A 22,013-nucleotide genomic window follows, 5' to 3' on the forward strand; every position below is an offset into this window, starting at 1 on the left:
TCGCCCCCGGTCCCGCGCGCCCGCTCTGCGTCAAAGCGCGATCGCCACCGCCTTGGTCTCGGTATAGGCCTCGATCCCCTCGCGGCCGTTTTCGCGGCCCCAGCCCGATTGTTTGAAACCGCCGAACGGCAGCGCGGGATCGAGCCCGCCGCCATTGACGCGCACCGTTCCGGCCTTGAGCGACCGGGCGAGCTTGTGCGCGGCGGAGAGATTATTGGTCCACACGACCGCGCCCAGCCCGTAATCGGAGGCGTTCGCCTCTGCCGCGATCCGATCGAGATCGGAGTCGGCGAACGACATGGCGCACAGCACCGGGCCGAAAATCTCTTCCCGCTGCACTGCCATTTCGGGGCCGGTGCCGGTGAGGACGGTCGGCGCGACGAAATAGCCGTCATCGGAGACCGTACGCGCGCCGCTGCGCTGCGTCGCGCCGTCGTCGAGGCCGCTGCGAACATAGCCGGTCACGCGATCGCGCTGCGCCTGCGAAATCAGCGGGCCCATCTGGGTGTCGGATTCGAGGCCCGAACCCAGCTTCATATTGTCGGCGATCCGGGCGACGCCCTCGACCACCTGGTCGAACAATTGTTCATGCACGAACAGACGCGAACCCGCGTTGCAGACCTGACCCGCATTGGTGAAGATCGCGCGGGCGGCGCCTTCGATCGCGCGCGTCGGATCGGCATCGGGCAGGACGATGACCGGCGTCTTGCCGCCCAGTTCGAGCGTCACGCGTTTGAAATTGCCTCCGGCGGCGCGCAGGATCAGCCGCCCGACTTCGGTCGATCCGGTGAACGTCACCTTGTCGACGCCCGGATGTTCGGTCAGCCCGGCGCCGGCAGTTTCGCCATCGCCGGTCAGCAGGTTGAACACTCCGGCCGGGAAACCGATCTCTTCGATCAGATGCGCCAGCCGCAATGCCGTCAGCGGCGTTTCCTCGGCAGGTTTCAGGATAACCGCGCAACCGGTGGCCAATGCCGGAGCGATCTTCGACGCGGCCATCGCCAGCGGTGCATTCCATGGCACGATCTGTGCCACCACCCCGACCGGCTGGCGCAGCGTATAGGCGTGCCAGTCGCCCATCCCCGACAGTGCGATCGTCTCGCCATTGAGCTTGGTCGCCCATCCGGCATTGTAGCGCAGCACTTCGATCGCATGGGGGATGTGGAAATAGCGCGCATCGCCGACGGGCATGCCGTTGTTCAGCGTTTCGAGCGCAGCGAATTCGTCGATATTGGCTTCGAGCGCATCGGCCAGCCGATTGAGCAGCCGCGCGCGCATCGCCGGTTTCATGTCGCGCCATTCGGGGTTTTCCATCGCGGCCCGCGCGGCAGCGACGGCAGCGTCGACATCGGCGCGCCCGGCTTCGCCGATATCGGCGATCTTCCCGCCCGTCGCGGGGTTATAGGTCGCGAAGCTGCGCCCGTCCTGCGGGGCAACCCAGCGCCCGCCGATGAACAGCTTATGCTCCCCCGCCGCAAAAGCCTCTGCGCGATCGAGCGATGCCACTTTCGGCCGCTCCGCCGTTGCCGCACTCGTCATTTTCAGCCCCTCATCCCTGCATGTTCGATGCCGCTCGGGACGCGCCCGGCGACTGGTTTGCGCGTAGCATCATAACCAACGCTATTATACCTTGTCGAATGCTATTTGCCATGCCACAACGCCGAAAGCGCCTCGGGAGAGGAAAAATCGGGGTGGAATTGCCCCTGCGATCAAGGGGTCGGGCGCGTCGGATATGGATGAAGAATTCGATTATGTTATAGTCGGCGCCGGGTCCGCCGGATGCGTTCTGGCCAATCGCCTCACACGGACCGGCAATGCGAGCGTCGCATTGATCGAAGCGGGCGGCAGCGATTCCAGCTGGCTGTTCCGCATGCCGCTGGGCTTCATGATGGCCGCCGCCAATCCCGCCTATGACTGGGGCTATGAATCCGAAGCCGACGCAAAGCTGGGCGGGCGTTCATTGCCCGTACCGCGCGGGCGCGTTCTGGGCGGATGCTCTTCGGTCAACGGCATGATCTATATGCGCGGCCATTCGCGCGATTATGACGAATGGCGTCAGCGCGGCGCGGCGGGATGGAGCTATGCCGATGTGCTCCCCTATTTCCGCCGTATGGAAACGAGCTGGCGCGGTGCCGATCGCTATCATGGCGACAGCGGCCCCTTGTCGGTGACGCCCGTCGAGGGCCGGCATCTGCTGACCGATCCGATCCGCCGGTCGGCGATCGCCGCCGGCCATGCCGAAAGCCCCGATCTGAGCGGCGAGCAGCAGGAGGGATTTGCCCCCTGCGAAGTGACGGTCGATCGGCAGGGACGGCGCGCCAGCACTGCCCGCGCCTATCTGCGTCCGGCGCTGAAGCGTCCGAACCTCTCGCTGATATCCGAAGCACAGGCGACGCGCGTGCTGGTCGAGGACGGGCGCGCAGTTGGCATCGAATATGTCCGCGACGGCGAGAAACACCGGGTCCGCGCACGCCGCGAAGTGATCCTGAGCGGCGGGGCGTATAATTCGCCGCAGCTGCTGATGCTGTCGGGCATCGGCCCGGCCGCGCATCTGGCCGAACATGGCATTCCGGTAGTCGCGGATATGCCCGGCGTCGGCCGCAAGCTGTCCGAACATCCTTTGGTATATATGACCTATGCCGCGCGCGGCGAAGAGAGCTTCCTGCGCGCATTGCGGTTCGATCGCGCCGCGCTGTCGGCGCTGCGCTGGGCCACGGCCGGATCGGGACCGTTCGCCAGCCAGATCACCAGCGGCGTATTGATGCTGCGCACCCGGCCGGAACTCGAACGGCCCGATATCCAGGTCGTGTTCCTGCCGGTACGGCTTGACGCGAAGCTATGGTATCCGCTGGTCGGCAAGCGGCAGAGCCATGTGCTTTCGGTGATGGTGATGCAGCTTCATCCCGAAAGCCGGGGATGGGTGCAATTGCGCTCCGCCGATCCGCTCGACAAGCCGCGCATCAACCTGAACCTGCTGTCGACGCCGCGCGATTTCGCCGACATCCGCGGCGGCATCGAAGCGGTGCGGCACATCTTTGCCCAGCCGCCGCTGGCCGACATGGTGGAAAGCGAAATCGCGCCGGGCGCGAACGCACAGGACGATGCCGCGCTCGACGATTTCATCCGCCACAATCTGCGCATTACCCAGCATCCCGCCGGCACGTGCCGCATGGGCGAAGGACCCGACGCGGTGGTCGACAGCCAGTTGCGGGTGAAGGGCATCACCGGGCTGCGCGTCGTCGATGCGTCGGTCATGCCCAGCGTGCCCGGCGCCAATATCAATGCGGCGGTGATCATGATTGCCGAACGCGCCGCCGATCTGATCCGCGGCATTCAGCCGCTATCCCCGGAAAGCTGACCGACCCGACATGGAACTACAGTTCACTGACGAGGAGCGCGGGTTCCGCGCCGAAGTGCGCGACTATCTGCGCACCAACATCCCCGATGCCATTCGCGCGGCGGTTCGCGAGGAACGCCCGCTGCCGCGCGAATGGATGGTCGAGGCGCAGCAGATTCTCAATCGCGCCGGCTATGCCGTGCCGCACTGGCCGGTCGCCTGGGGCGGGCGCGACTGGTCTGCGGTAAAACGCGCGATCCTGACCGAAGAGATCGACCGCAATGCCGTGCCGCGCCCGCTGGCGTTCAACGTCGCGCTGGTCGGGCCGGTGATCGCCGCGTTCGGATCGGAGGAACAGAAACGCCGTTTCCTGCCCGCCATCGCCAATCTCGACCTCTGGTTCTGTCAGGGCTTTTCCGAGCCGGGCGCAGGGTCGGATCTTGCCGCGCTGAAGACATCGGCAGTGCGCGAGGGCGATGTCTATCGCGTCAACGGGCAAAAGATCTGGACCACCTATGCCCATAAGGCCGACTGGATATTCTGCCTGGTCCGCACCGATAGCAGCGGGCGCAAGCAACAGGGCATTTCCTTCCTGCTGATCGATCTTGCCACGCCCGGCATCGAGATCCGCCTGATCCATACGATCGACGGATATCGCCATGTCAACGAAGTGTTCTTCGACAATGTAGCGGTGCCGGTCGACAATCTGATCGGCGAGGAAGGGCGCGGCTGGGACTATGCCAAATATCTGCTGGGGCAGGAGCGCACTTCGATGGGCAATGTCGGCTTTTCGCGCCGACGGCTCGAACAGGTCCGTGTGGTGGCAAGCGGCACTACCGGCCCATGCGGTCGCGCGATCGATTCCGCTGCGTTCCGCCGCAGGCTGACTCAGGCCGAAATAGAACTCAAAGCATTGGAGATCACGCAGATGCGTGTGGTGGCCGCCGATGCAAAGGCATCGCACGCGCCCGATCCCAAGACATCGATCCTGAAGATACGGGGAAGCGAATTGTTGCAGACCGCCGCCGAGCTGATGCTCGACGCATTGGGGCCCGAAGCGCTGACCGGCGGGTTCGGCATGCCCGACGAAACCGATCCGCATCAGGGCATCGATGCCCGATCGGCGCCGCTATCGGCCTATTTCAGCTCGCGGAAATTTTCGATCTTCGGCGGTTCGAACGAGATTCAGCGCAACATCCTCGCCAAGGCGGTGCTCGGACTGGGAGCGCGCAAATGAACTTCGATCTCGACGAGGAACAGGAACTGCTCCGGGCGAGCGCGTCGCGGCTGTTCGAGGATCATGCGCAGGCCGGGCAAGACGATGCCGCCGCGCAATGGCGCGACTATTGCGACATGGGGCTGATCGCCCTGCCCTTCCCGGCCGCGGTCGGCGGGCTGGACGGCGGGCATGAGGCAGTGATGCTGGTGATGGACGCCTATGGCGCGGCGCTGGCCCGCCAGCCCTATCTCCAGCCGGTGCTCCTTGCCGGGCGCGTGCTCGCGCAGAGCGAAGGCGAACTTGCCGCCAGCGCCCTTGCCGGATTGCTCGATGGATCGCGCCGGGCGGCGCTGTGCCTCTATGAACCGCGTGGCCGCTATCGCTGGGAGCTGCCCCAGACCAGCGCGTTGCGGACCGGCGAGGGGTGGACGCTGCGCGGCGAAAAGCGCGCGGTGCTGGATGCCGACGGCGCCGACCTGTTGCTTTGCCCGGCGAGCGTGCGCGGCGGTGTGGCGCTGTTCGCAGTGCCCGTGGATGCCCCCGGCGTGACGCTATCGACGCGCAGGACGCCCGATGGGCGCAGCGCGTCGGACGTGGTGTTCGCGGATGTCGCTCTCGGCACCGAAGCGATGATCGCCGACCATCGCAGCGCCGGCGCAGCGATTGCCGCCGCCGTCGATGGCGCGACCGCGGCCTGTTGCGCCGAAATGGTCGGCGCGATGGACCGGCTGCTTGCGATCACCGTCGACTATATCAACACGCGCGAACAGTTCGGTCAGCCGATCGGCGCGTTTCAGGCGCTGCAGCATCGCGCCGCCGACATGCTGGTGGCGATCGAACAGGCGCGATCGATGGTCTATTATGCCGTCGCGATGCTCGATGCCGAGCCCGCGCAGCGCAAAGTCGCCGTCGCGGCGGCAAAGGCGCTGGTCAATCGTTCGGCACGGTTCGTCGGGACCGAGGCGATCCAGCTGCACGGCGGCATGGGACTGGCCAGCGAATATCCTGCAGGCCGTTATTTCCAGCGGCTGACGACGCTGGAAACAATGTTCGGCGACACCGACCATTTGCTGGGGATCGTCGAGACGGCGGGCGGCCTGCCGGACTGAGGCCGCCGCACCGCCGATTCAGGGCGAGTGCCGAAAACGCGCCGGGGATTACTCCCCGGCTTCGTGCCGCTTTACCACGTCGAGCAGCATCCGCGACGCCGTTACCGAAGCGGGCCATGAGGAATAGAAGGCCAGGTGCAACAGCGCCTCGCCCAGTTCCTCCTTGGTCACTCCGTTCTTGAGCGCGAGCCCCAGATGCGCCTCGAGCTGCTGGTGCCGGTTCGCGGTCATCAGCGCAGCGACGGTGAGCAGCGAACGGTCGCGCTTGGACAGTTCCTCGCGCTCCCACACTTCGCCATAGAGGATACGGTCGGTCAATTCGACAAAGGCGGGGACGACGTCCTTGAGCTCGTCCCCCTTGGCAGCGCTGGGTCGCTTCATCGGCTCAATCCTCGCGCTTATAGTTGCCCAGACCCGGCTTGTAGGTCTTTTCGTCGAGGAACTGAGTCATTCCCTTTTCGCGACCCTTTTCACGGTCGACGAACGTGGTCTGGTCGCCCTTGGCAGTCAGATATTCGGCCGCCAGCTCCCAATCCATCTCGCGCGCATATTTATAGGCCATGCGCGCCTGACGCAGTGTCGTCGGGTTCTTCTCAAGCAGCACCTTGGCGAGTTCGCGAGTGCGCTCCTTGAGCTTGTCGGCGGGGACCGCTTCGTTGACCAGGCCCATTTCCTGGGCGCGCTTGCCGTCGAATTTTTCGCCGGTCATCACGTGATACAGCGCCTGACGATCGCCCATCAGCGTCGAAATCGCCTTGGAAACGACGCCGCCGGGAATGATGCCCCAGTTGATTTCGGACAGGCCGAACACGGCGTCCTGATCGGTAATTGCCAGATCGCAGCAGATGAGCGGCGTGAACGCCCCACCGAAGCACCAGCCATTGACCATCGCGATCGTCGGCTTGGCGTAGAACATCAGCGTGCGCCATTGCCATGCGCGCGTTTCGCGATAGGCGCGGTGCCGCTCGACATCGCTCACTGCATCGGACGCACGGAAAAATCCCTGAAGATCCATGCCGGCCGAAAATGCCTCGCCCTTGCCGGTAAGGACGATGACGCCGCAGCGATCATCGAGTTCGAGCGCGTCGAGCACCTGGTTCATTTCGCGCGCCAGCTCGATGCTCATCGCGTTGCGCTTGTCGGGGCGATTGAGATGGACCCAGGCGATGCCGTCCTCGAACTCGACAAGCACCGTGTTGCCGCCGGGAATGGGTTTGGTTTCAGCTGCTTGCGTGGTCATGGTCATGTGCTTCCTCATCCAGTCCTGTTTTCAAGCTTCGGTGACGACAAGCGCGTCGAGCGCGACCGCGCCCTCACCCTCTGCGTGCACCATCAGCGGATTGATATCGATTTCGGCGATGCCAAGGCCTGCGCGCATCGCCGCGCCGACCTTCACCACCACATCGGCGACCGCATCGACGTCGCGCGCCGGGCGGCCACGGAATTCGCCGAGCAGCTTTGCCCCCCGCAGACCGCGGATACGGTCCACCGCGCGCGCATGCGAAATGTCGGCAGGCAACAGTTCGGCGGCGTCGAGCGCCTCGATCAGAACGCCGCCCAGTCCGACGAGCACCGAAGGGCCCCATTCGGCATGGTGGCGCGCGCCGACCACCAGTTCGAGGCCGGGAGCCGACATCTGTTCGACGAGCACGCCGTCGAGCGTCACGGCGCCGATATTGGCCATCAGCCTTTCCCAGCCGGCGCAAAGCGCGGCTTCGTCGGTCAGGTTCAGGATCACCCCGCCCGCATCGCTTTTGTGCGACAAGGCGACTGCCTGTGCCTTCAGCACCAGCGGGAACCCGATCCGCGCCGCGATGACGCGCGCTTCGTCCAGCGTCTTTGCCAGCCCCCCTTCGGGGACGCGGACGCCGATGCTGCGCAGGAATGCCTTGCCTTCATATTCGGGTTTGACGCCCGCGCCGTCCCACCCTTTCAGCCCGGTGGCGGCAGGCGTGCGATCCTCGACCCATTGCAACGCATTGGCATAACGGCGCGCGGCGGCGAACGCCCGCATCGCGCGTTCGGACGAGCGGAACAGCGGCGTTTCGCTTTCGCGCACCATCGCCAGAAATTCGGGCGATAGCGGTGAATCATCGCCTGCGATCGCCATGGCGACCGGCTTGGCCGAAGCAAGCGCTTCGGGGATGATCGCCTCGGCCTTGGCAATCTGCTGATTGGGTGCACCGCCCGCCATCGGCAGCAGCACGCCGCCCACTGCCGGATCGGCGAGCATCGCCGCGGTCGACGTGCGGAAAATGCCCGCATTCACAAATCCGGTGGTGCCGATATCGAGCGGATTGTCGATCTCCATCCCCTCGGGCAGCATGCCGGCAAGCGCGTCGCGCGTTTCCTGCGAAACCTCCGCGATCGGCAAGTCGATATCCTCGGCGAAATCGAGTGCCATGCCGCGCATCGCGCCCGAATTGGTGACAACACCCAGATCGCCCGGCGGCGGCGCAGGAAAGCGATGGAGTATCGCGACGGCATCGAACAGTTCGTCGATCGTATCGACCGCCACCACGGCTTCATTTTCCACCGCCGTGCGCATCAGCGCATAATCGCCGACCATCGAACCGGTGTGCGACTGCGCCGCTTCCTGTCCGCGCTTGCTGCGGCCCGGGTGCATCAGCACGATCGGCACGCCCGCATCGCGCGCGCGGCGCGCGGCGGCAAGGAAGGACGCCGGTTCGCGGATCTGTTCGACATACAGCGCAATGGCGCTCGCGCTGCCGTCCTGAACCACATAATCGATCATGTCGGCGGCGCGGATCACCGCTTCATTGCCGGTCGCGACGCCGAGCGACACCGAAATGCCGCGTCCGTACATCGCCGATCGGATCGCCGACGCCGTCGCGCCGCTCTGGGCGACAACGGCAACGGTACGGCGCTTGCCGAGCGGTTGCGGCTGGACCGGTTCGAAGGTCAGCGCAACGCTGTCGGCATAGTTGACGAAGCCCATGCAATTGGGTCCGAGCAATGCGAGCCCGCCTTCGCGACAGACGCGTGCGATTTCGGCCTGTTCGTCGCGCCCGGCTTCGCCCGCTTCGGCAAAGCCCGATGCAAAGACGATCGCACCACCGACGCCGCGGCGAACGCATGCCTCGACCGCGGGCAGGATCGCCGCGCGCGGCACGTTGAGCACCACTGCGTCCACTCCTTCGGGCAGATCATCGATGCTGCGCACACAGGGGCGACCGTTGATTTCATCGCGGGTGGGGCTGACGAGATGCAGATCGCCGGTAAAGCCGAACCGTTCGAGGTTCGCCAGAATCGCGCCGCCCATCGTCTTCGCATCGGGCGACGCGCCCGCCACGGCAACCGAACGCGGTCGCAACAGCCGCGCGAGCCCGTCGCGAACCGAGGCGCCGTTACCGCCCGAAATCGGCTCGGCCAGGCTGGTGGAAGTGTCGCGGTTACGCGTAGTCTGCTCGTTCAAACCCCTCTCCCCGTCCGGTGATTACTCCGGTTTTGGACCCTATTGGCGCGCGGGTGGATACCGTCCAATGCCAATTGCGCGCGGCTACGATAGGATTACGATATGAGTCGTTACGGCGGCTTTTGATACTCATCGGGTATCGGGCGCCCGCCGACAAGGAATTAGACGCCATGCAAGGCCCCATTCTAGAGCATGGGAAAAAGCGAGGCTGGAACGCCCGGCCCCGGGACGCGAACTCAGGAGATGGTTATGTATGGTCGCAACGATCTGAGGGCGTCGCTCGCCACGGCAAAATCGGCGGCGGGACCCACGCCGACGGCATTCAAGCACGCTAGCTATGCTCCCTTTTACGGCACCGATCCGCAGGAAGCGTCGGATACGGCGCAGACCTGGTACGCGCGCGGCCAGACGCTGATCGTCGCCTATAGCGAAGTGCAGCCCGGGGCCGTGTTCGAACGGACCGACCAGCCCGACGAATATGCGCTGGTGCTGCCCGACGGCGATGTCGAGCTCGATATCGAAATCCCCGAGGGGAGCGAAACGGTGAGCGGCCGCAAGGTCGCCTTCATCCCCGCCGGACAGAGCAGGATCACCGTCCGCAAGGGCGGGCGGCTGGTGCGGCTGATCACCACCCAATCGGCCGATCTGGCCGACAAATGCGTCAATGCCGATGCCTATGCGCAGCCCGATCCCAATGTCGCGCCGTTCCAGCCCTGGCCCGATCCGGTCGGCGGTCGCAAGATCCGCGTCTATGCCGGCGATGTCGCGCCCGAACAGGGACGGTTCGGCCGCATCTATCGCGGATCGACGATCATGGTGAATTTCGGCGACGGTCGCCCCGGCCCGCGCGCCGCCGACAATCTGTCGCCGCATCATCATGACGATTTCGAACAATATTCGGTCGCGCTCGACGGCGATTATATCCACCATCTGCGCTGGCCGTGGATCAGCGATTCCACCCAATGGCTGCCCGACGATCATGAACATATCGCCGCGCCGTCGGTCGCGGTGATCCCGCCGCCCGCAACGCATACGTCGCAAGGGGTGGCCGAAGGGCTGAACCGGCTGCTCGACGTGTTTTGTCCGCCGCGCGCGGATTTTTCGGCCAAGCCCGGCTGGGTGCTCAACGCCGACGACTATCCGATGCAGCAAGAAACCAAGGAAGAGGAGCCGGTGGCATGAGCGACCGTATCACCGAACTGCTCAAGGGCGCGATCGACCTGCATTGCCACAGCGGCCCTTCGGTCATGCCGCGACGGCTCAACCATGTCGAAGCGATCAAGGAAGGCGAGGAAGCCGGCCTGCGCGCGATCCTGTTCAAGGATCATTATTATTCGGTCACGCCCGTGGCTGCGCTGCTCGACGAGATCATGCCCGGCACCGTCAAGCTGCTCACCGGCGTGCCGTGCAACAACACCACCGGCGGCATCAATCCCTATGCCGTCGAACATGGCTTCAAACTGGGCGCGCGGCTGGTGTGGATGCCGACATTTTCGGCGGCGAACCATATCCGCCATTCGCACCGCAAACAGTTTCTGCCGACCAAGGACAAGATGCTCGATCCCACGATGCTGACGGTGATCGACGAGCGCGGCAAGCTGAAGGAAGAAGTGTTTCAGGTGCTCGACCTGATCGCCGAATATGATGCGGTGCTTTCGGCGGGACACCTTCACATCAGCGAGATCTGGCCGCTGTTCACCGAGGCGAAGGCGCGCGGGATCACGCGGCTGCTGGTCAATCACCCGACCTTCCTGATCGGCTGCGCGCCGCCCGACATGGCCGAGCTGGCCAAAATGGGCGCCTATCTGGAGCATAGCTGCTGCATGTGGGCGGGCGTTCAGGGCAAGAATTACAGCCATGACAGCCTGCAAATGTGCATTCAGGCGGGCGGCGTTCCCAACACGATCATCGGATCGGATCTGGGCCAGGTCGGCAACCCGACGCCGGTCGAAGGGCTGCGGTACGTCATCCAGATGCTGATCGATCTGGAATATGGCGACGATGATATCCGCGCGATGATCGGGGGCAATGCAACCAGGCTGATGGGGCTGGACGAAGCGCAAGCCGCTGCCGATGCCCCGGCGACCCAGCACCAGCCCGCCTGACCCACCGGACGCGCCTGTTTCGAAGGATATTCCATGAGCCATGACTTCCGCCTGTTGATCGACGGCGAGCTTCGCGCCGGTGTTTCCGGTTTCGATGTCGTCAATCCGGCCACCGGCCGCCCCTTCGCGCAATGCCCCAAGGCCGATGCGGCGATGCTGGAGCAGGCAGTCGAAGCGGCAAGCCGCGCCTTCCCCGGATGGGCGGCAACGCCGATCGAGCAACGTGCGGCGAAGGTCGAAGCGCTTGCCGACGCGCTGGTCGCGCGTGTCGACGAATTCGCCGCGCTGCTCACTGCCGAACAGGGCAAGCCGCTCGATCAGGCGAAGAAGGAAGTGCTGGGCGGCGCCTATGTCATGCGCGCCTTTGCCGCGATGCGGCTTGAATCGCGCGTGCTGCGCGAAAAGGACGGCAATCGCATTGTCGAGCAGCGCACGCCGCTGGGCATTGTCGCGGCGATCACACCGTGGAATTTCCCGCTGATGCTGCTGGCGAACAAGATCGGCCCGGCGCTGGTGGCGGGCAACACGATGATCTGCAAGCCCGCGCCGACGACTCCGCTGACGACGCTGTTGCTGGGCGAACTGTGCCGCGACATCTTCCCCGCCGGCGTGATCAACATGCTGTGCGACGAAAACGAGCTTGGCCCGGCGATCACCGAACATCCCGGCATCGCCAAGATCGCCTTCACCGGCTCCACCGCGACCGGCAAGAAGGTGCTTGCATCGTCATCGGGCAGCCTGAAGCGCGTGACGCTCGAACTGGGCGGCAACGATGCTTCGATCGTGCTCGACGATGTCGATCCGGTGCAGGTCGCGCGCAAGGTGTTCGAAGGCGCGATGCGCAACGCCGGGCAGATTTGCGTCGCGATCAAGCGCGCCTACGTCCCCGACGCGCTGTATGACGATTTCTGCGACGAACTGGCGCGGCTGGCAAAGGAGGCCGTGGTCGATGACGGCGCCAATCAGGGCGCGCAGATCGGGCCGGTACAGAACCGCCAGCAGTTCGAGAAAGTCGCCGCGCTGATCGAGGAAAGCCGCAGCCTGGGTACCATCGTGGCCGGCGGCGCCCCGCTCGACCGCGACGGCTATTTCATTCCGCCCACCATCGTGCGCGACATTCCCGACGATGCCCCGCTGGTGCGCGAGGAACAGTTCGGACCGGTGCTGCCGGTGCTCCGCTACAGCGATATCGATTCGCTGCTAGAGCGCGTGAACGGCACCGAATATGGGCTGGGCGGCACGGTGTGGAGCAACAATCTGGATCGCGCCATCGCCGTTGCCGAGCGGGTTACGTCGGGCACGATCTGGGTCAATCAGCTGATGGCGATCGACCCGACCATTCCGTTTCGCGGGCTCAAACAATCGGGCATGGGCACCGAAATGGGCCAGGAAGGGCTTGAGGAATATACCCAGGCGCAGGTCATCAACGCCGTCGCGCTCGACGCCGCCTGAGCGGCGCCGGGCGCGCCGCGTTCAGAAGAAATAGAAGCGCAACGCCGCGTCGGACATGGCGCGGCGGTCGGCGGCATCGGGCACGATCCGGTACAGGGTGTCGAGTGTGTCGCGATAGGTCACACGGTCCTCCGCACCGACAAAGGGTGCGTCGCTGCCCCAGAACAGATGTTCGGGACCCGCGACCTGCAACAGCCGCGCGGCATAGACCGACAGGCGATCGGGCGGCAGGCGGAACCCGGCCGATATTTTGACATGGCAGCGGCCCTGTTCGATCGCCTTGAGCATCGCGCGAAAGCCGACCCCTTCCATTTCGCCTTCGCTGCGCAACAGCCCGAAATGATCGACCACCACGTCGATGCCGTCGAGCGCGGGGAGCATTTCCGCCAGCTGATGCCCGGCAAGGTTGAGCTCCATATGCATGCCCGCATCCGCCAGCCGCTTGAGAAAGCGACGGAAGCGGAATTCGGTCAGGTCGGGCAGCGGATCGCGCGGCGATATCTGAAAGCGCACGCCGCGCACGCCGCGTCGGGCCAGATCGGCGATCTCGCTCCGCCCGGTGTCGATATCGAGCATCACCGTGGCGCGCAGGCGCGGAAAACGGTCGAGTACGCCCAGCGTATAGGCGTTATAGGTACCGTACAGGCTCGCCGCCGTGATCACGCCGAACGAAATGCCATGCGCATCCAGATCCGCGACATAGCTTTCGACCGCATAGTCGTAATCGGGCTTTGTCCACGCCGTCGGCACCAGCGGCATCGCGCTGGTGAAGACATGGGCATGGGCGTCGATCACCGGCGGCTCGATCGCCGCTGAAACTTCCGACATCGCCGACGTCACAGCCGGTCGACGAACAATGCGCTACCGTTTCCGTGCAGCACGCGATCGCGATCCGCGTCGCTCAACAGCCGCGTGGCATCGATCGCCTGACGTACCATCTCTTCATAAGCGAGCTTGGTATTGCCATAATCCGATCCCCACATCAGCCGCCCGGCGCCATAGGTGTCGACCATCTTGCGCACGAACTGCGCGGCATCGATCCCGGTTTCGGCAAAGCGGTTGAGATTGATCTGCGTGAATTTGAAATGGATGTTGGGAATATCGACCAGCGCCAGATGCTCCTCGCCGATCGTCCCGTCGATGCCATTCTCCGCCGACGGCCAGCCGCAATGATCGAGCGCGATCGTGGTTTGCGGATAGCGTTTCGCCAGCGCGACGACCCGGCCCAGCGCGGCGCTCGACGGACGGCCGGGCGCGTACATGATGACCATCGTCAGCTTGTGCATCGCCGCCACATCCCATGTGCGCAGCGCATCGCTCGAATCGAGCCAGGGGTAATTGCCGGCATCGTCGGGATAGCCGAACAGCCGCAGGCCGCTGATATTATGCCGTTCGGCAAGTGCGCTGAGCGTGGCCGGTGTCGCCGGATCGGCGGCGTTCAGGATCAGCACGCCGGAAACCCGGTTATGGTGCACATCGGCGACCCAGCAGGTGTAGCGGTTATCGGTCTTGTACACGGTGTTGTACTGAACCGCCGCCCCGCCGGTGACGCCATTGGCATCCCACAGCGCGAAGATACGCTCGTCGGTCGCCGGATCGCTTTCGATGCGTTGGCGAAGCGCATCCTCGCCTTCGCGCGCGCCTGTCAGATCGACCGGAAAACGCCCATAATCGTTGGTGAAGAAATGCGCATGGGTATCAAACAGTCTAACGGACGGGTTCGGCATGAAGCTCTCCTGAAGATGCCGTGGTCTTGGCGGCGCGCGCACGCACCGCGTAACGATTGGCGAGATGCATGGCGACGGCGGGGATCACCGCGATCGCCGAGAATACGAAATAGGTGTCCATCCGGCCCATGCCCGCGCTGAGCAGGAAACCGCCCAGCATCGGACCGAAGATTGCCCCGACGCGTCCGAAACCGACGATGAAGCCCAGCGCCGTATTCTGAATCGTGTCGGGATAGATCACCACCGAAACCAGGAAGAGACCGGTATAGGCGCCGACGACGAAGAAGGTCGTGATGCCTGCCATGGCCAGCAGCGGGATCGGATCGGGCGGCTGAATGCCGAAGATCACCAGCGTGACCGCGGCGAGTGCAAAGAAGATCGCAGTCAGCCGACCCTCGCCCACGCGGCGGGCGAACAGCCCCATCGCCAGATGGCCCATCGCGCCGCATGCACCGGTGATGATGCCGCTGGCCGCCGCCAGCGAAGGCGTCAGTCCGGCATTGGCCAGAATCGTCGGTTTCCAGTTGAGCAGGAAATAGCCGACGATCGCATAAGTGAGCGATGCCACCCAGACGAGGATCGTCTGCGTCCGCATCGATTTGCCGAGCATCCCGGTCAGCGCGACGCGGAATTCGCCCGCCCGTTCGCGCTGCGGCGGCATCTCGGCCAGCGGTGCAAGGTGCATGCGACGATGCAGGCGATTGAGCGCCGAAAGGTCCTTGGGCCCCTGACGTCGCGCGAGGAAACCCCGCGATTCGCCCAGCAGGAAGATGCTGAGCACGAAGGTGACGACATTGAAGGCGCCGGCCGAGAAGAAGACGGCGCGCCAGCCGATGGTTTCGACCACCATCGCCGCAATCGCACTGCCCAGCATCATGCCCGCGGTGAAGCCCATATGCAGCACCGCCATTGCGATATTGCGCGCCTTGGGGCTCGAATATTCCGCGACCGTGGTGTTGAGGCAGACCACCAGCGTGCCGAGCCCGATACCGGTGATGAAACGCAACGCCAGCAGGTGCCAGATATCGCCGGCGAGTCCGGTGAGCAGCAAGGTGCCCGCCAGCGTGCCGAGCGCGCCCAGCATCACCGGTCGACGCCCGATACGATCGGCGAAAGGCGCCACGACGAACGCGCCGATCGTCAGCCCGACCGCGACGGAGCTGAACAACATGCCCATGATCGCCGGATCGACATGCCATTCCTTCGACAGGACAGGCGCGGCGACGGCCAGCGACAGCACGTCGAACCCGTCCGCGACATTGCAGAGGCAGCACAGCGCCACGACTGCAAATTGATATGGCGACATTCCTGTCGGCGCCTCGACTCCGGTTTCGCTCCGGCCAGCCACCATCGACCCTCTCCTTGTTTTCTGGTCGCGAAGCCGCGGGGAACTGCCGCCGAAAACGCGCCTTATCGGTCTTGTTTATGTCTAATGTCGTTCAACGATATCCGACTTTACGCTTGCCCGCTAGGGGTCATATGTTATAGACAAGCGTCGTCCGATAATTTGGAATGATACGACAGATATCAGCCGAGTATCGGACAAATGCCCGTGACGGATCGACCCGCGATCCCGTCGGGTGAGGAGAAACGATGGACGGCCGATGCCGCGTCGAGGGGAGGAAACATGACTGAGGGACTTACGGGAATTGCACATTCGCGCCTGAACAGGACGCTGCGGGGCGCCAGCATGGCGGCCATCGCCGTCGGTTCGCTGAGCTTCGCCGCGCCGAACGCGTGGGCGCAGGACGCGACTCAGGATCCGCCCGCTGCCGAAGCGACGCTGACCGGCCCCACCCAGCCCGGCCAGGACGCTTCCGTGCCACAGGGCAGCGAAATCATCGTTACCGGTTCGCGACTCGGCGAAGGCTTCACTGCCCCGACGCCGCTTACCGTCGTCGGCCAGGAACAGGTTCAGGATCGCGCGATCGCCAGCGTCGCGGAACTCAATTATGAAGTGCCGCAGCTGCGCATCAATCAGAATATCGGCCGTTCTTCCGAACCGGTCGGCCAGAACCAGCTCGACCTTCGCGCGCTCGGTTCGGCGCGCACGCTGGTGCTGCTCGACGGGCGCCGCATGGCCGCGACCAGCCCCTTTGGCGGCATCGATTCGAACGTCTTCCCTGTGGCGCTGCTCAGCAGCGTCGAAGTGGTGACCGGCGGCGCTTCGGCGGCCTATGGTTCGGACGCGGTTGCCGGCGTGATCAACTTTGGCCTGGTCAAGGATTTCGAAGGGTTCAAGCTCGACGCGTCCTACGGCGTTTCGCGCTATGGCGACTATAACCGCCCGGTGATTTCCGCCGCGGCCGGCACCAGCCTGATGGACAATCGGCTTCATGTCGAAGTCGCCGGCGACTTTTATCGCAACACCGGCCAGACGCGCGCCGCCACGCGCAAATGGGCACGCGGTCGCCCGATCATGTTCGCCAACCCGAACTACACGCCGACCAATGGCCAGACCAAAAACTATATCGCCTATGACGCCGGTCTGATGGCGTCGTTCGGCGGCCTGATCACCGGCGTCAATGCCGACACCAATCCCGGCAACGGCGCCGATGTGCTGCGCGGAATTCAGTTCGGCGCCAACGGCAGCGTCGATCCCTTCAACTATGGCTCGATCCAGAATTCCACCTGGATGCTGGGCGGCGACGGCGCTTCGGTAGAGGATGACGGCAACCTGTTGCCGCATATCACGCGCTATTCCGGCTATGGCCGCATGTCCTATGACGTGTCGAACAGCGTCAGCGCCTGGGCCGACCTGCTCTATTCGCGCGTCGAGGTCACATCGGATCTCGCGCCGAACTATGATCTGGGGTCGAGCGCGCTGACGATCTATTCGGACAATGCCTATCTGCCCACATCGGTGCGCAACACGATGCTGGCGAACGGCATCTCTTCATTCCGTCTGAGCCGCGTCAACCTGGAAGATGGCTTCTCGGAGAATAACAGCTCGACCGAAGTGCTGCGCTATGCCGCCGGGCTCGAAGGGTCGTTCGGCGACGGATGGAACTGGGATTTCTTCGTCCAGCGCTCCGACAACCATTTCTATCAGGAATCGGTCAACAACCGCAATCAGGCGAAGTGGCGAGCCGGGGTCGACGCCGTCATCGATCCGGCAACCGGACGGCCCGCATGCCGCGTCAATGTCGACAGCAATCCGGCGAACAACATGCCGGGCTGCGCACCGATCGACGTGTTCGGCCCGGGATCGATCAACGGCGCCGCGCTCGACTGGTATCGCGGCACGTCCTTCTATGACTCGCACATGACTCAGAATGTCGTGGGCCTGAACCTGCGCGGACGTCCGTTCTCGACCTGGGCAGGCGATGTCAGCGTGGCCGTCGGCGCCGAATATCGTCGCGAGGAAATCGACAGCGTTTCGGATCCCGTTTCGATGGCCAGCGGCTGGCGTTCGATCAACCAGCAGCCCTTTTCGGGCGATCTGACGGTGAAGGAAGCCTATCTCGAAACCGCCATTCCGCTGCTCGATCATTCGTCGGTCGGCTATAATCTCGAATTCAACGGCGCCATCCGCTACGCCGATTACAGCTCGTCGGGCGGTGTCACGACGTGGAAGGTGGGCCTCAACTACAGCCCGATCCAGGACATCCGCTTCCGCGGCACGATTTCGCGCGACATCCGCGCCGCGAACATCAACGAGCTCTATTCGGGCCAGAACCAGGTCATCAACACGCTGAACGACCCGCGCAGCACTGCGCCGGCACCGGCCTATTTCGTGCTGCAGCTGACCGGCGGCAACCCGAACCTCGATCCGGAAAAGGGCGATACCAAGGCCGTTGGCGTGGTCATCAGCCCCAGCTTCATTCCCGGGCTCGACCTGTCGATCGATTATTACAACATCAAGATCGACAACGCGATCACTTCGGTCCCGCCACAGACGATCGTCAACAACTGCTTCGTGCAGAATATCTCGCAATTCTGCAGCCTGATCGCAGTCGATTCGACCACCAACCTGATTTCGAGCGTGCAGGCGACGATCGTCAACGCACAGACGATCAAGACCAGCGGCATCGATTTCGAAATGTCCTATCGCCGTCCGATCGGCAGCGGCACGCTGGGGACCCGGCTGCTCGTCAACTATGTGAACGACCTGTCGCTCACCGCTTCGGGGGTTTCGACCGACTATGTCGGCGACCTTGCCACCGATTATTCGGGTCAGCCGCGCTGGAAGGCGAATTTCGACCTGACCTGGCGGGACGGCCCGCTGAAGCTGGGCGCCTATGTCCGCTATATCGGCGGCGGCAAATATCGTTCCTATTATATCGACGATGTCGATCTGCCCGCCGATGAAAACAATGTCAGCGGCCAGACCTATGTCGATATTTCGGGTTCGTATCGCGTGACCGACTGGCTCGAAATCTATGGCAAGGTCGACAATCTGTTCGACAGGGACCCACCGATCCTGCCGAACGCAATCGTCCAGCCGACGGTCGCCAACTCGCAGATGTTCGACAAGATCGGGCGCTATTATGTGGGCGGCGTTCGCATGCGCTTCTGATCCGTGACGATATCGGGGTTCGGCGTCCTCCCCCGGGGGCACGCCGAACCCCGAATAATTTCCGACGAACGACATTTTCCAATAGCGAAATGCGTTTGTAATCGCCGAATCACTTTGCCATGATTCGGTCCGTTGAGGAGTGAGGATGCGTATGCCGGCGAACCAGCAACGGCCGCAGCGCCGGCGGAAGCGGAGTGCGATCGCATGAGCGAGGCCCCCACCCCGAACGACATCATCAAACACAGCGATATGAGCTTCTATCAGGCGATGGTCATCGCGATCTGCGTGCTGACCTATGCCGCCGACGGGCTCGACGTCGTCACGCTTTCCTATGCCGCACCGCTGATCATCGGCGAATGGGGCATCAGCCCCGCCGCATTCGGCCTTGTGTCCAGCGCGACCCCGGTCGGGATTGCGATCGGATCGATCTTCATCTCGCCGCTTGCCGATCGGATCGGTCGAAGGACGCTGACATTGTGGCTGCTCGGCTGTCTGTCGACATTCCTGTTCGCAACCACCCTGTGCAACTCGCTGATCCTGCTGCTGGTGCTGCGGCTGGTGACCGGCATGGCGCTGGGCGCGCTGGTCGTGTGCCTCAACGTCACCGTAACCGAATATAGCAATGCCAAGCGATCGAACTTCTTCGTCGGCATTCTCCATACCGGCTATTCGGCCGGCGGCATGTTGTGCGGCGCGCTCGCCGCGGTGCTGATCGAGCCCTATGGCTGGCGGTCGATCTTCCTTGCCGCGGCGATCCTCAACGTCATCAGCTTTTTGCTGAATCTCGTTCTGCTGTCGGAATCGCCCTCCTATCTTCTGTCGCGGCGCGGGCCGGATGCACTGGCCCGCATCAACGCGGTACTCGCGCGGATGGGCAAGCCGTTGCTGGAAAGGCTTCCGGCGGCTCCCGAAGAGCAGTCGGGCAAGCGCAAGGGTTCCTGGGCGATCATTCCGCGCGGGCTGTGGGCCGGCACGGCGCTGTTGTGCATCGGCGGGTTCGTCTTCACGATCAGCGGCGGTTTCATGGCCGGATGGCGGCCGCAGATGCTGGCATTTGGCGGGCTCGACATGACGTGGAACGGCGTCGCCGGCGTCACCACCTATGGCGCAGGCATCATCGCGCATCTGATCGTCGGCGGGCTGGCGCGGCGGGTCGGCGAAGGGCGGATCGCCGTCATCTTCCTGCTCGGCATGGCCGCCTCGTTCATCTTCCTGGGCGCAGTGCCGACCGGATCGACCGCGGGGCTGGTCGCCGCTTCGACGCTGTCCGGCTTTTTCAACGTCGGCAGCTACACCGCGCTGATCCTCGTCACGCTGAACTATTATGACGTCGGCGCGCGCAATGCGGGCCTGGGCATCATGATGGGCTTTTCGCGCGTCGGCGGCATCATCGGCCCGCTGCTGGGCGGCATCGTGATCGGTGCGGATTTCGGCCGCTTCTGGGTGATGTTCCTGTTCGGGGCGATGATGGTGATCCCGGCGGCAACGGCAATATTCGCGCGGATGAAAGCGCCGGCCCGCACGCCGGAACTCGCCCATGGCTGAGTTCGCTGCAATCCCCTATCGGACGTTCGATCAAGCAAGGAGACCCGGGTGACCTTTTCGCTTTCGCCGATCCATCTGCCGCTGCTGGGTGCGGCCGGCCTGTTGCTGGCCGCATGCGGCTCGGCTTCGCAAACCAGCGAAACCGCGCCGTCGAACGCAGTCGAAGGCGGCCCTGTCGCTACCGATGTCGTCGCGCCGGAAGCATCGTCGGCAAACAGCGCCATGGTCGAGAACAGTGTGATAGCCGCCACTGCAACGCCGGTCGCATCGCCCAGCGCGACTGCAACGCCGGTGCAGGCGACGCCCACGCCGAGCGCAAGTCCGACGCTGGCCGCCACGGCGGCTCCCACGCCCGTTCCCGCCGATCCCCCGGCATCCTTTGCCATGTGCAAGGCCTGTCACACCACGGCGCACGGCGGCGCGGCGAGCGTCGGCCCCAATTTGTTCGGCATCGTCGGCGCGCAGGCGGGTGCGCGTACCGGATACAGCTATTCGGATGCGATGAAAAATGCCGGATTCCGCTGGACGCGCGCCAATCTCGACGCGTTTCTCGCCAATCCGGCGGGCAAGGTTCCCGGCACGCGCATGATGCTGCCCGGGATGAGCGACGCCGCCCAGCGCGCCGCGATCATCGACTATCTGACCACGCTCAAATAATCCGTTTCGGGAGGCCGCGCCGATGAAGAAACTTCTGGTTGCCGCAACACTGCTGTTCGCGATTCCCGCCGCATCGGCGCAGACCGCGCGGCCCGCGCTCGATTATGCCAGCGCCGCGACGATCCGCGACAGCTGCATCGCCTGGGCACAGGAACATGGGCGGAAAATGGCCGTGGCGGTGATGGACAGCCATGGCATGCTGATCACCTATGCGCATATGGACGGCGTTTCCTATGCCGCGGGCGATATCGCCAGATGGAAAGCGACCGCGGCATCGCGCTTCGGCCGGTCGACACAGGATCTGGGCGCGCTCAATCCGCCGCCCGGCATGCCCAATGTCGCAACGATGACCGGCGGCGTGCCGATCTATACCAGCGACGGGTTGCCGCTGGGCGGTGTGGGCACTTCGGGCGGCCGCCCAGAAGAGGACGCCGCCTGCGGAACCGCGGGTATCGAGGCGGCGGGGCTGGTCGCGGCGCGGCCCGCCCCTGCCCCGGCTCAATAAGCGTCGATTTCCTTGAGCGCTTCGGCGGCGAGGTGCCAGCTTTCCACGCCGCCCGCGACGCCGATATACATCGTCGTCTGAAGCAGCGTTTCGCGGATATCCTCCTTGGTCGCGCCATTGGTGACTGCGCATTTCACCAGCCGCTTTAGCGGGGTGTGGCGATTGAGCGCGGCACAGATCGCCATGGTGATCAGGCTGCGTTCGCGCAGCGTCAGCCCCGGGCGGGTCCAGGTTTCCCCGAAACAGGCCGAGGTGACGTAATTTTCCAGCGGCTCGTGGAAATCATCGGCCTGATCGAGCCGGGCGACGCTGCCTTCGCCGAACATCTGCTTGCGGATTTCGCGGCCCGCCTGAAAGGCGGGATCGTCGGTCTTGAGGGCCATTTTTCGTTCCTTGGCTTGG

Annotated in this window: 18 protein-coding genes; 10 read left to right on the forward strand and 8 right to left on the reverse strand. The window is 64.3% G+C overall.

The genetic code is table 11. From position 1 onward, the window contains the following. Positions 1-30 precede the first annotated feature (30 nt). Positions 31-1,539 carry an aldehyde dehydrogenase family protein gene (locus tag DKB74_RS06075; RefSeq protein ID WP_109807257.1) on the reverse strand — a complete coding sequence of 503 codons (1,509 nt, stop codon included), beginning with the start codon at positions 1,537-1,539 and terminating at the stop codon, positions 31-33. Between the two features lie 193 nt (positions 1,540-1,732). Between DKB74_RS06075 and DKB74_RS06080 the strand changes: the two genes are divergently transcribed. The 3 genes from DKB74_RS06080 to DKB74_RS06090 are packed head-to-tail and all read left to right on the forward strand — an operon-like array spanning position 1,733 to position 5,665. Further along, a complete protein-coding gene (locus DKB74_RS06080) occupies positions 1,733-3,358 on the forward strand; it encodes a GMC family oxidoreductase (RefSeq protein ID WP_109807258.1) in 1,626 nt (541 codons plus the stop codon). A gap of 10 nt (positions 3,359-3,368) precedes the next feature. Further along, entirely contained in the window at positions 3,369-4,574 is a 1,206-nt protein-coding gene (locus DKB74_RS06085) for an acyl-CoA dehydrogenase family protein (RefSeq protein ID WP_109807259.1), read from the forward strand. Further along, positions 4,571-5,665 (forward strand): acyl-CoA dehydrogenase family protein, encoded by a 1,095-nt coding sequence (locus tag DKB74_RS06090; RefSeq protein WP_109807260.1) that lies wholly within the window; start codon positions 4,571-4,573, stop codon positions 5,663-5,665. The genes DKB74_RS06085 and DKB74_RS06090 overlap by 4 nt, the downstream gene beginning before the upstream one ends. A 48-nt stretch (positions 5,666-5,713) precedes the next feature. Here the strand turns inward: DKB74_RS06090 and DKB74_RS06095 are convergent, their stop codons facing one another. The 3 genes from DKB74_RS06095 to DKB74_RS06105 are packed head-to-tail and all read right to left on the reverse strand — an operon-like array spanning position 5,714 to position 9,101. Then, a complete protein-coding gene (locus tag DKB74_RS06095; protein ID WP_109807261.1) occupies positions 5,714-6,046 on the reverse strand; it encodes a carboxymuconolactone decarboxylase family protein in 333 nt (110 codons plus the stop codon). A 4-nt stretch (positions 6,047-6,050) separates the two neighbouring features. Then, on the reverse strand, positions 6,051-6,905 hold the full coding sequence (locus DKB74_RS06100) for a p-hydroxycinnamoyl CoA hydratase/lyase (RefSeq protein WP_109807663.1): 855 nt from the start codon (positions 6,903-6,905) through the stop codon (positions 6,051-6,053). A 30-nt stretch (positions 6,906-6,935) separates the two neighbouring features. Next, on the reverse strand, positions 6,936-9,101 hold the full coding sequence (locus tag DKB74_RS06105) for an acetate--CoA ligase family protein (RefSeq protein WP_205007843.1): 2,166 nt from the start codon (positions 9,099-9,101) through the stop codon (positions 6,936-6,938). Between the two features lie 249 nt (positions 9,102-9,350). Between DKB74_RS06105 and DKB74_RS06110 the strand changes: the two genes are divergently transcribed. The 3 genes from DKB74_RS06110 to DKB74_RS06120 are packed head-to-tail and all read left to right on the forward strand — an operon-like array spanning position 9,351 to position 12,658. Beyond that, positions 9,351-10,283 carry a cupin domain-containing protein gene (locus tag DKB74_RS06110; protein WP_109807262.1) on the forward strand — a complete coding sequence of 311 codons (933 nt, stop codon included), beginning with the start codon at positions 9,351-9,353 and terminating at the stop codon, positions 10,281-10,283. Further along, a complete protein-coding gene (locus DKB74_RS06115) occupies positions 10,280-11,206 on the forward strand; it encodes a DUF6282 family protein (RefSeq protein ID WP_109807263.1) in 927 nt (308 codons plus the stop codon). Before DKB74_RS06110 ends, DKB74_RS06115 begins: the two co-directional genes overlap by 4 nt. 33 nt (positions 11,207-11,239) lie before the next feature. Then, positions 11,240-12,658 (forward strand): aldehyde dehydrogenase family protein, encoded by a 1,419-nt coding sequence (locus DKB74_RS06120; RefSeq protein WP_109807264.1) that lies wholly within the window; start codon positions 11,240-11,242, stop codon positions 12,656-12,658. Positions 12,659-12,679: 21 nt separating this feature from the next. Here DKB74_RS06120 and DKB74_RS06125 read toward each other — a convergent pair whose 3' ends face one another. From DKB74_RS06125 to DKB74_RS06135, 3 genes are read right to left on the reverse strand one after another with little or no spacing between them, the layout of a single operon-like run. After that, complete coding sequence (locus tag DKB74_RS06125; protein WP_145960912.1) at positions 12,680-13,486, reverse strand: amidohydrolase family protein; 807 nt, start codon at positions 13,484-13,486, stop codon at positions 12,680-12,682. 8 nt (positions 13,487-13,494) lie between these two features. After that, positions 13,495-14,385, reverse strand: coding sequence for an amidohydrolase family protein (locus DKB74_RS06130; RefSeq protein WP_109807266.1), 891 nt, complete (start codon positions 14,383-14,385; stop codon positions 13,495-13,497). Then, entirely contained in the window at positions 14,366-15,736 is a 1,371-nt protein-coding gene (locus DKB74_RS06135) for an MFS transporter (RefSeq protein WP_109807267.1), read from the reverse strand. The genes DKB74_RS06130 and DKB74_RS06135 overlap by 20 nt, the downstream gene beginning before the upstream one ends. A 339-nt stretch (positions 15,737-16,075) precedes the next feature. Here DKB74_RS06135 and DKB74_RS06140 point away from each other — a divergent pair, with 339 nt between their 5' ends. The 4 genes from DKB74_RS06140 to DKB74_RS06155 all read left to right on the forward strand — a co-directional run bounded on the left by DKB74_RS06140 (position 16,076) and on the right by DKB74_RS06155 (position 21,611). Next, the gene (locus tag DKB74_RS06140) at positions 16,076-18,904 is read left to right on the forward strand and encodes a TonB-dependent receptor domain-containing protein (protein ID WP_161956810.1); all 2,829 of its coding nucleotides are present in this window, start codon (positions 16,076-16,078) and stop codon (positions 18,902-18,904) included. 204 nt (positions 18,905-19,108) lie between these two features. After that, a complete protein-coding gene (locus DKB74_RS06145; protein ID WP_109807269.1) occupies positions 19,109-20,449 on the forward strand; it encodes an MFS transporter in 1,341 nt (446 codons plus the stop codon). 48 nt (positions 20,450-20,497) lie between these two features. Next, positions 20,498-21,106, forward strand: a complete 609-nt coding sequence (locus DKB74_RS06150; RefSeq protein WP_109807270.1) for a c-type cytochrome — start codon at positions 20,498-20,500, stop codon at positions 21,104-21,106. A 22-nt stretch (positions 21,107-21,128) separates the two neighbouring features. Further along, entirely contained in the window at positions 21,129-21,611 is a 483-nt protein-coding gene (locus DKB74_RS06155) for a GlcG/HbpS family heme-binding protein (RefSeq protein WP_109807271.1), read from the forward strand. On the opposite strand, the gene DKB74_RS06160 is transcribed toward DKB74_RS06155, so the two are convergent. Further along, positions 21,605-21,994: a carboxymuconolactone decarboxylase family protein gene (locus DKB74_RS06160; RefSeq protein ID WP_161956811.1), complete on the reverse strand. Its 390-nt coding sequence runs from the start codon at positions 21,992-21,994 to the stop codon at positions 21,605-21,607. The genes DKB74_RS06155 and DKB74_RS06160 overlap by 7 nt on opposite strands. Positions 21,995-22,013: the final 19 nt, after the last annotated feature.

Origin of the sequence: Stakelama portus (genome assembly GCF_003171655.1) — a bacterium.
In the GTDB taxonomy this organism is placed as follows: domain Bacteria; phylum Pseudomonadota; class Alphaproteobacteria; order Sphingomonadales; family Sphingomonadaceae; genus Sphingomonas; species Sphingomonas portus.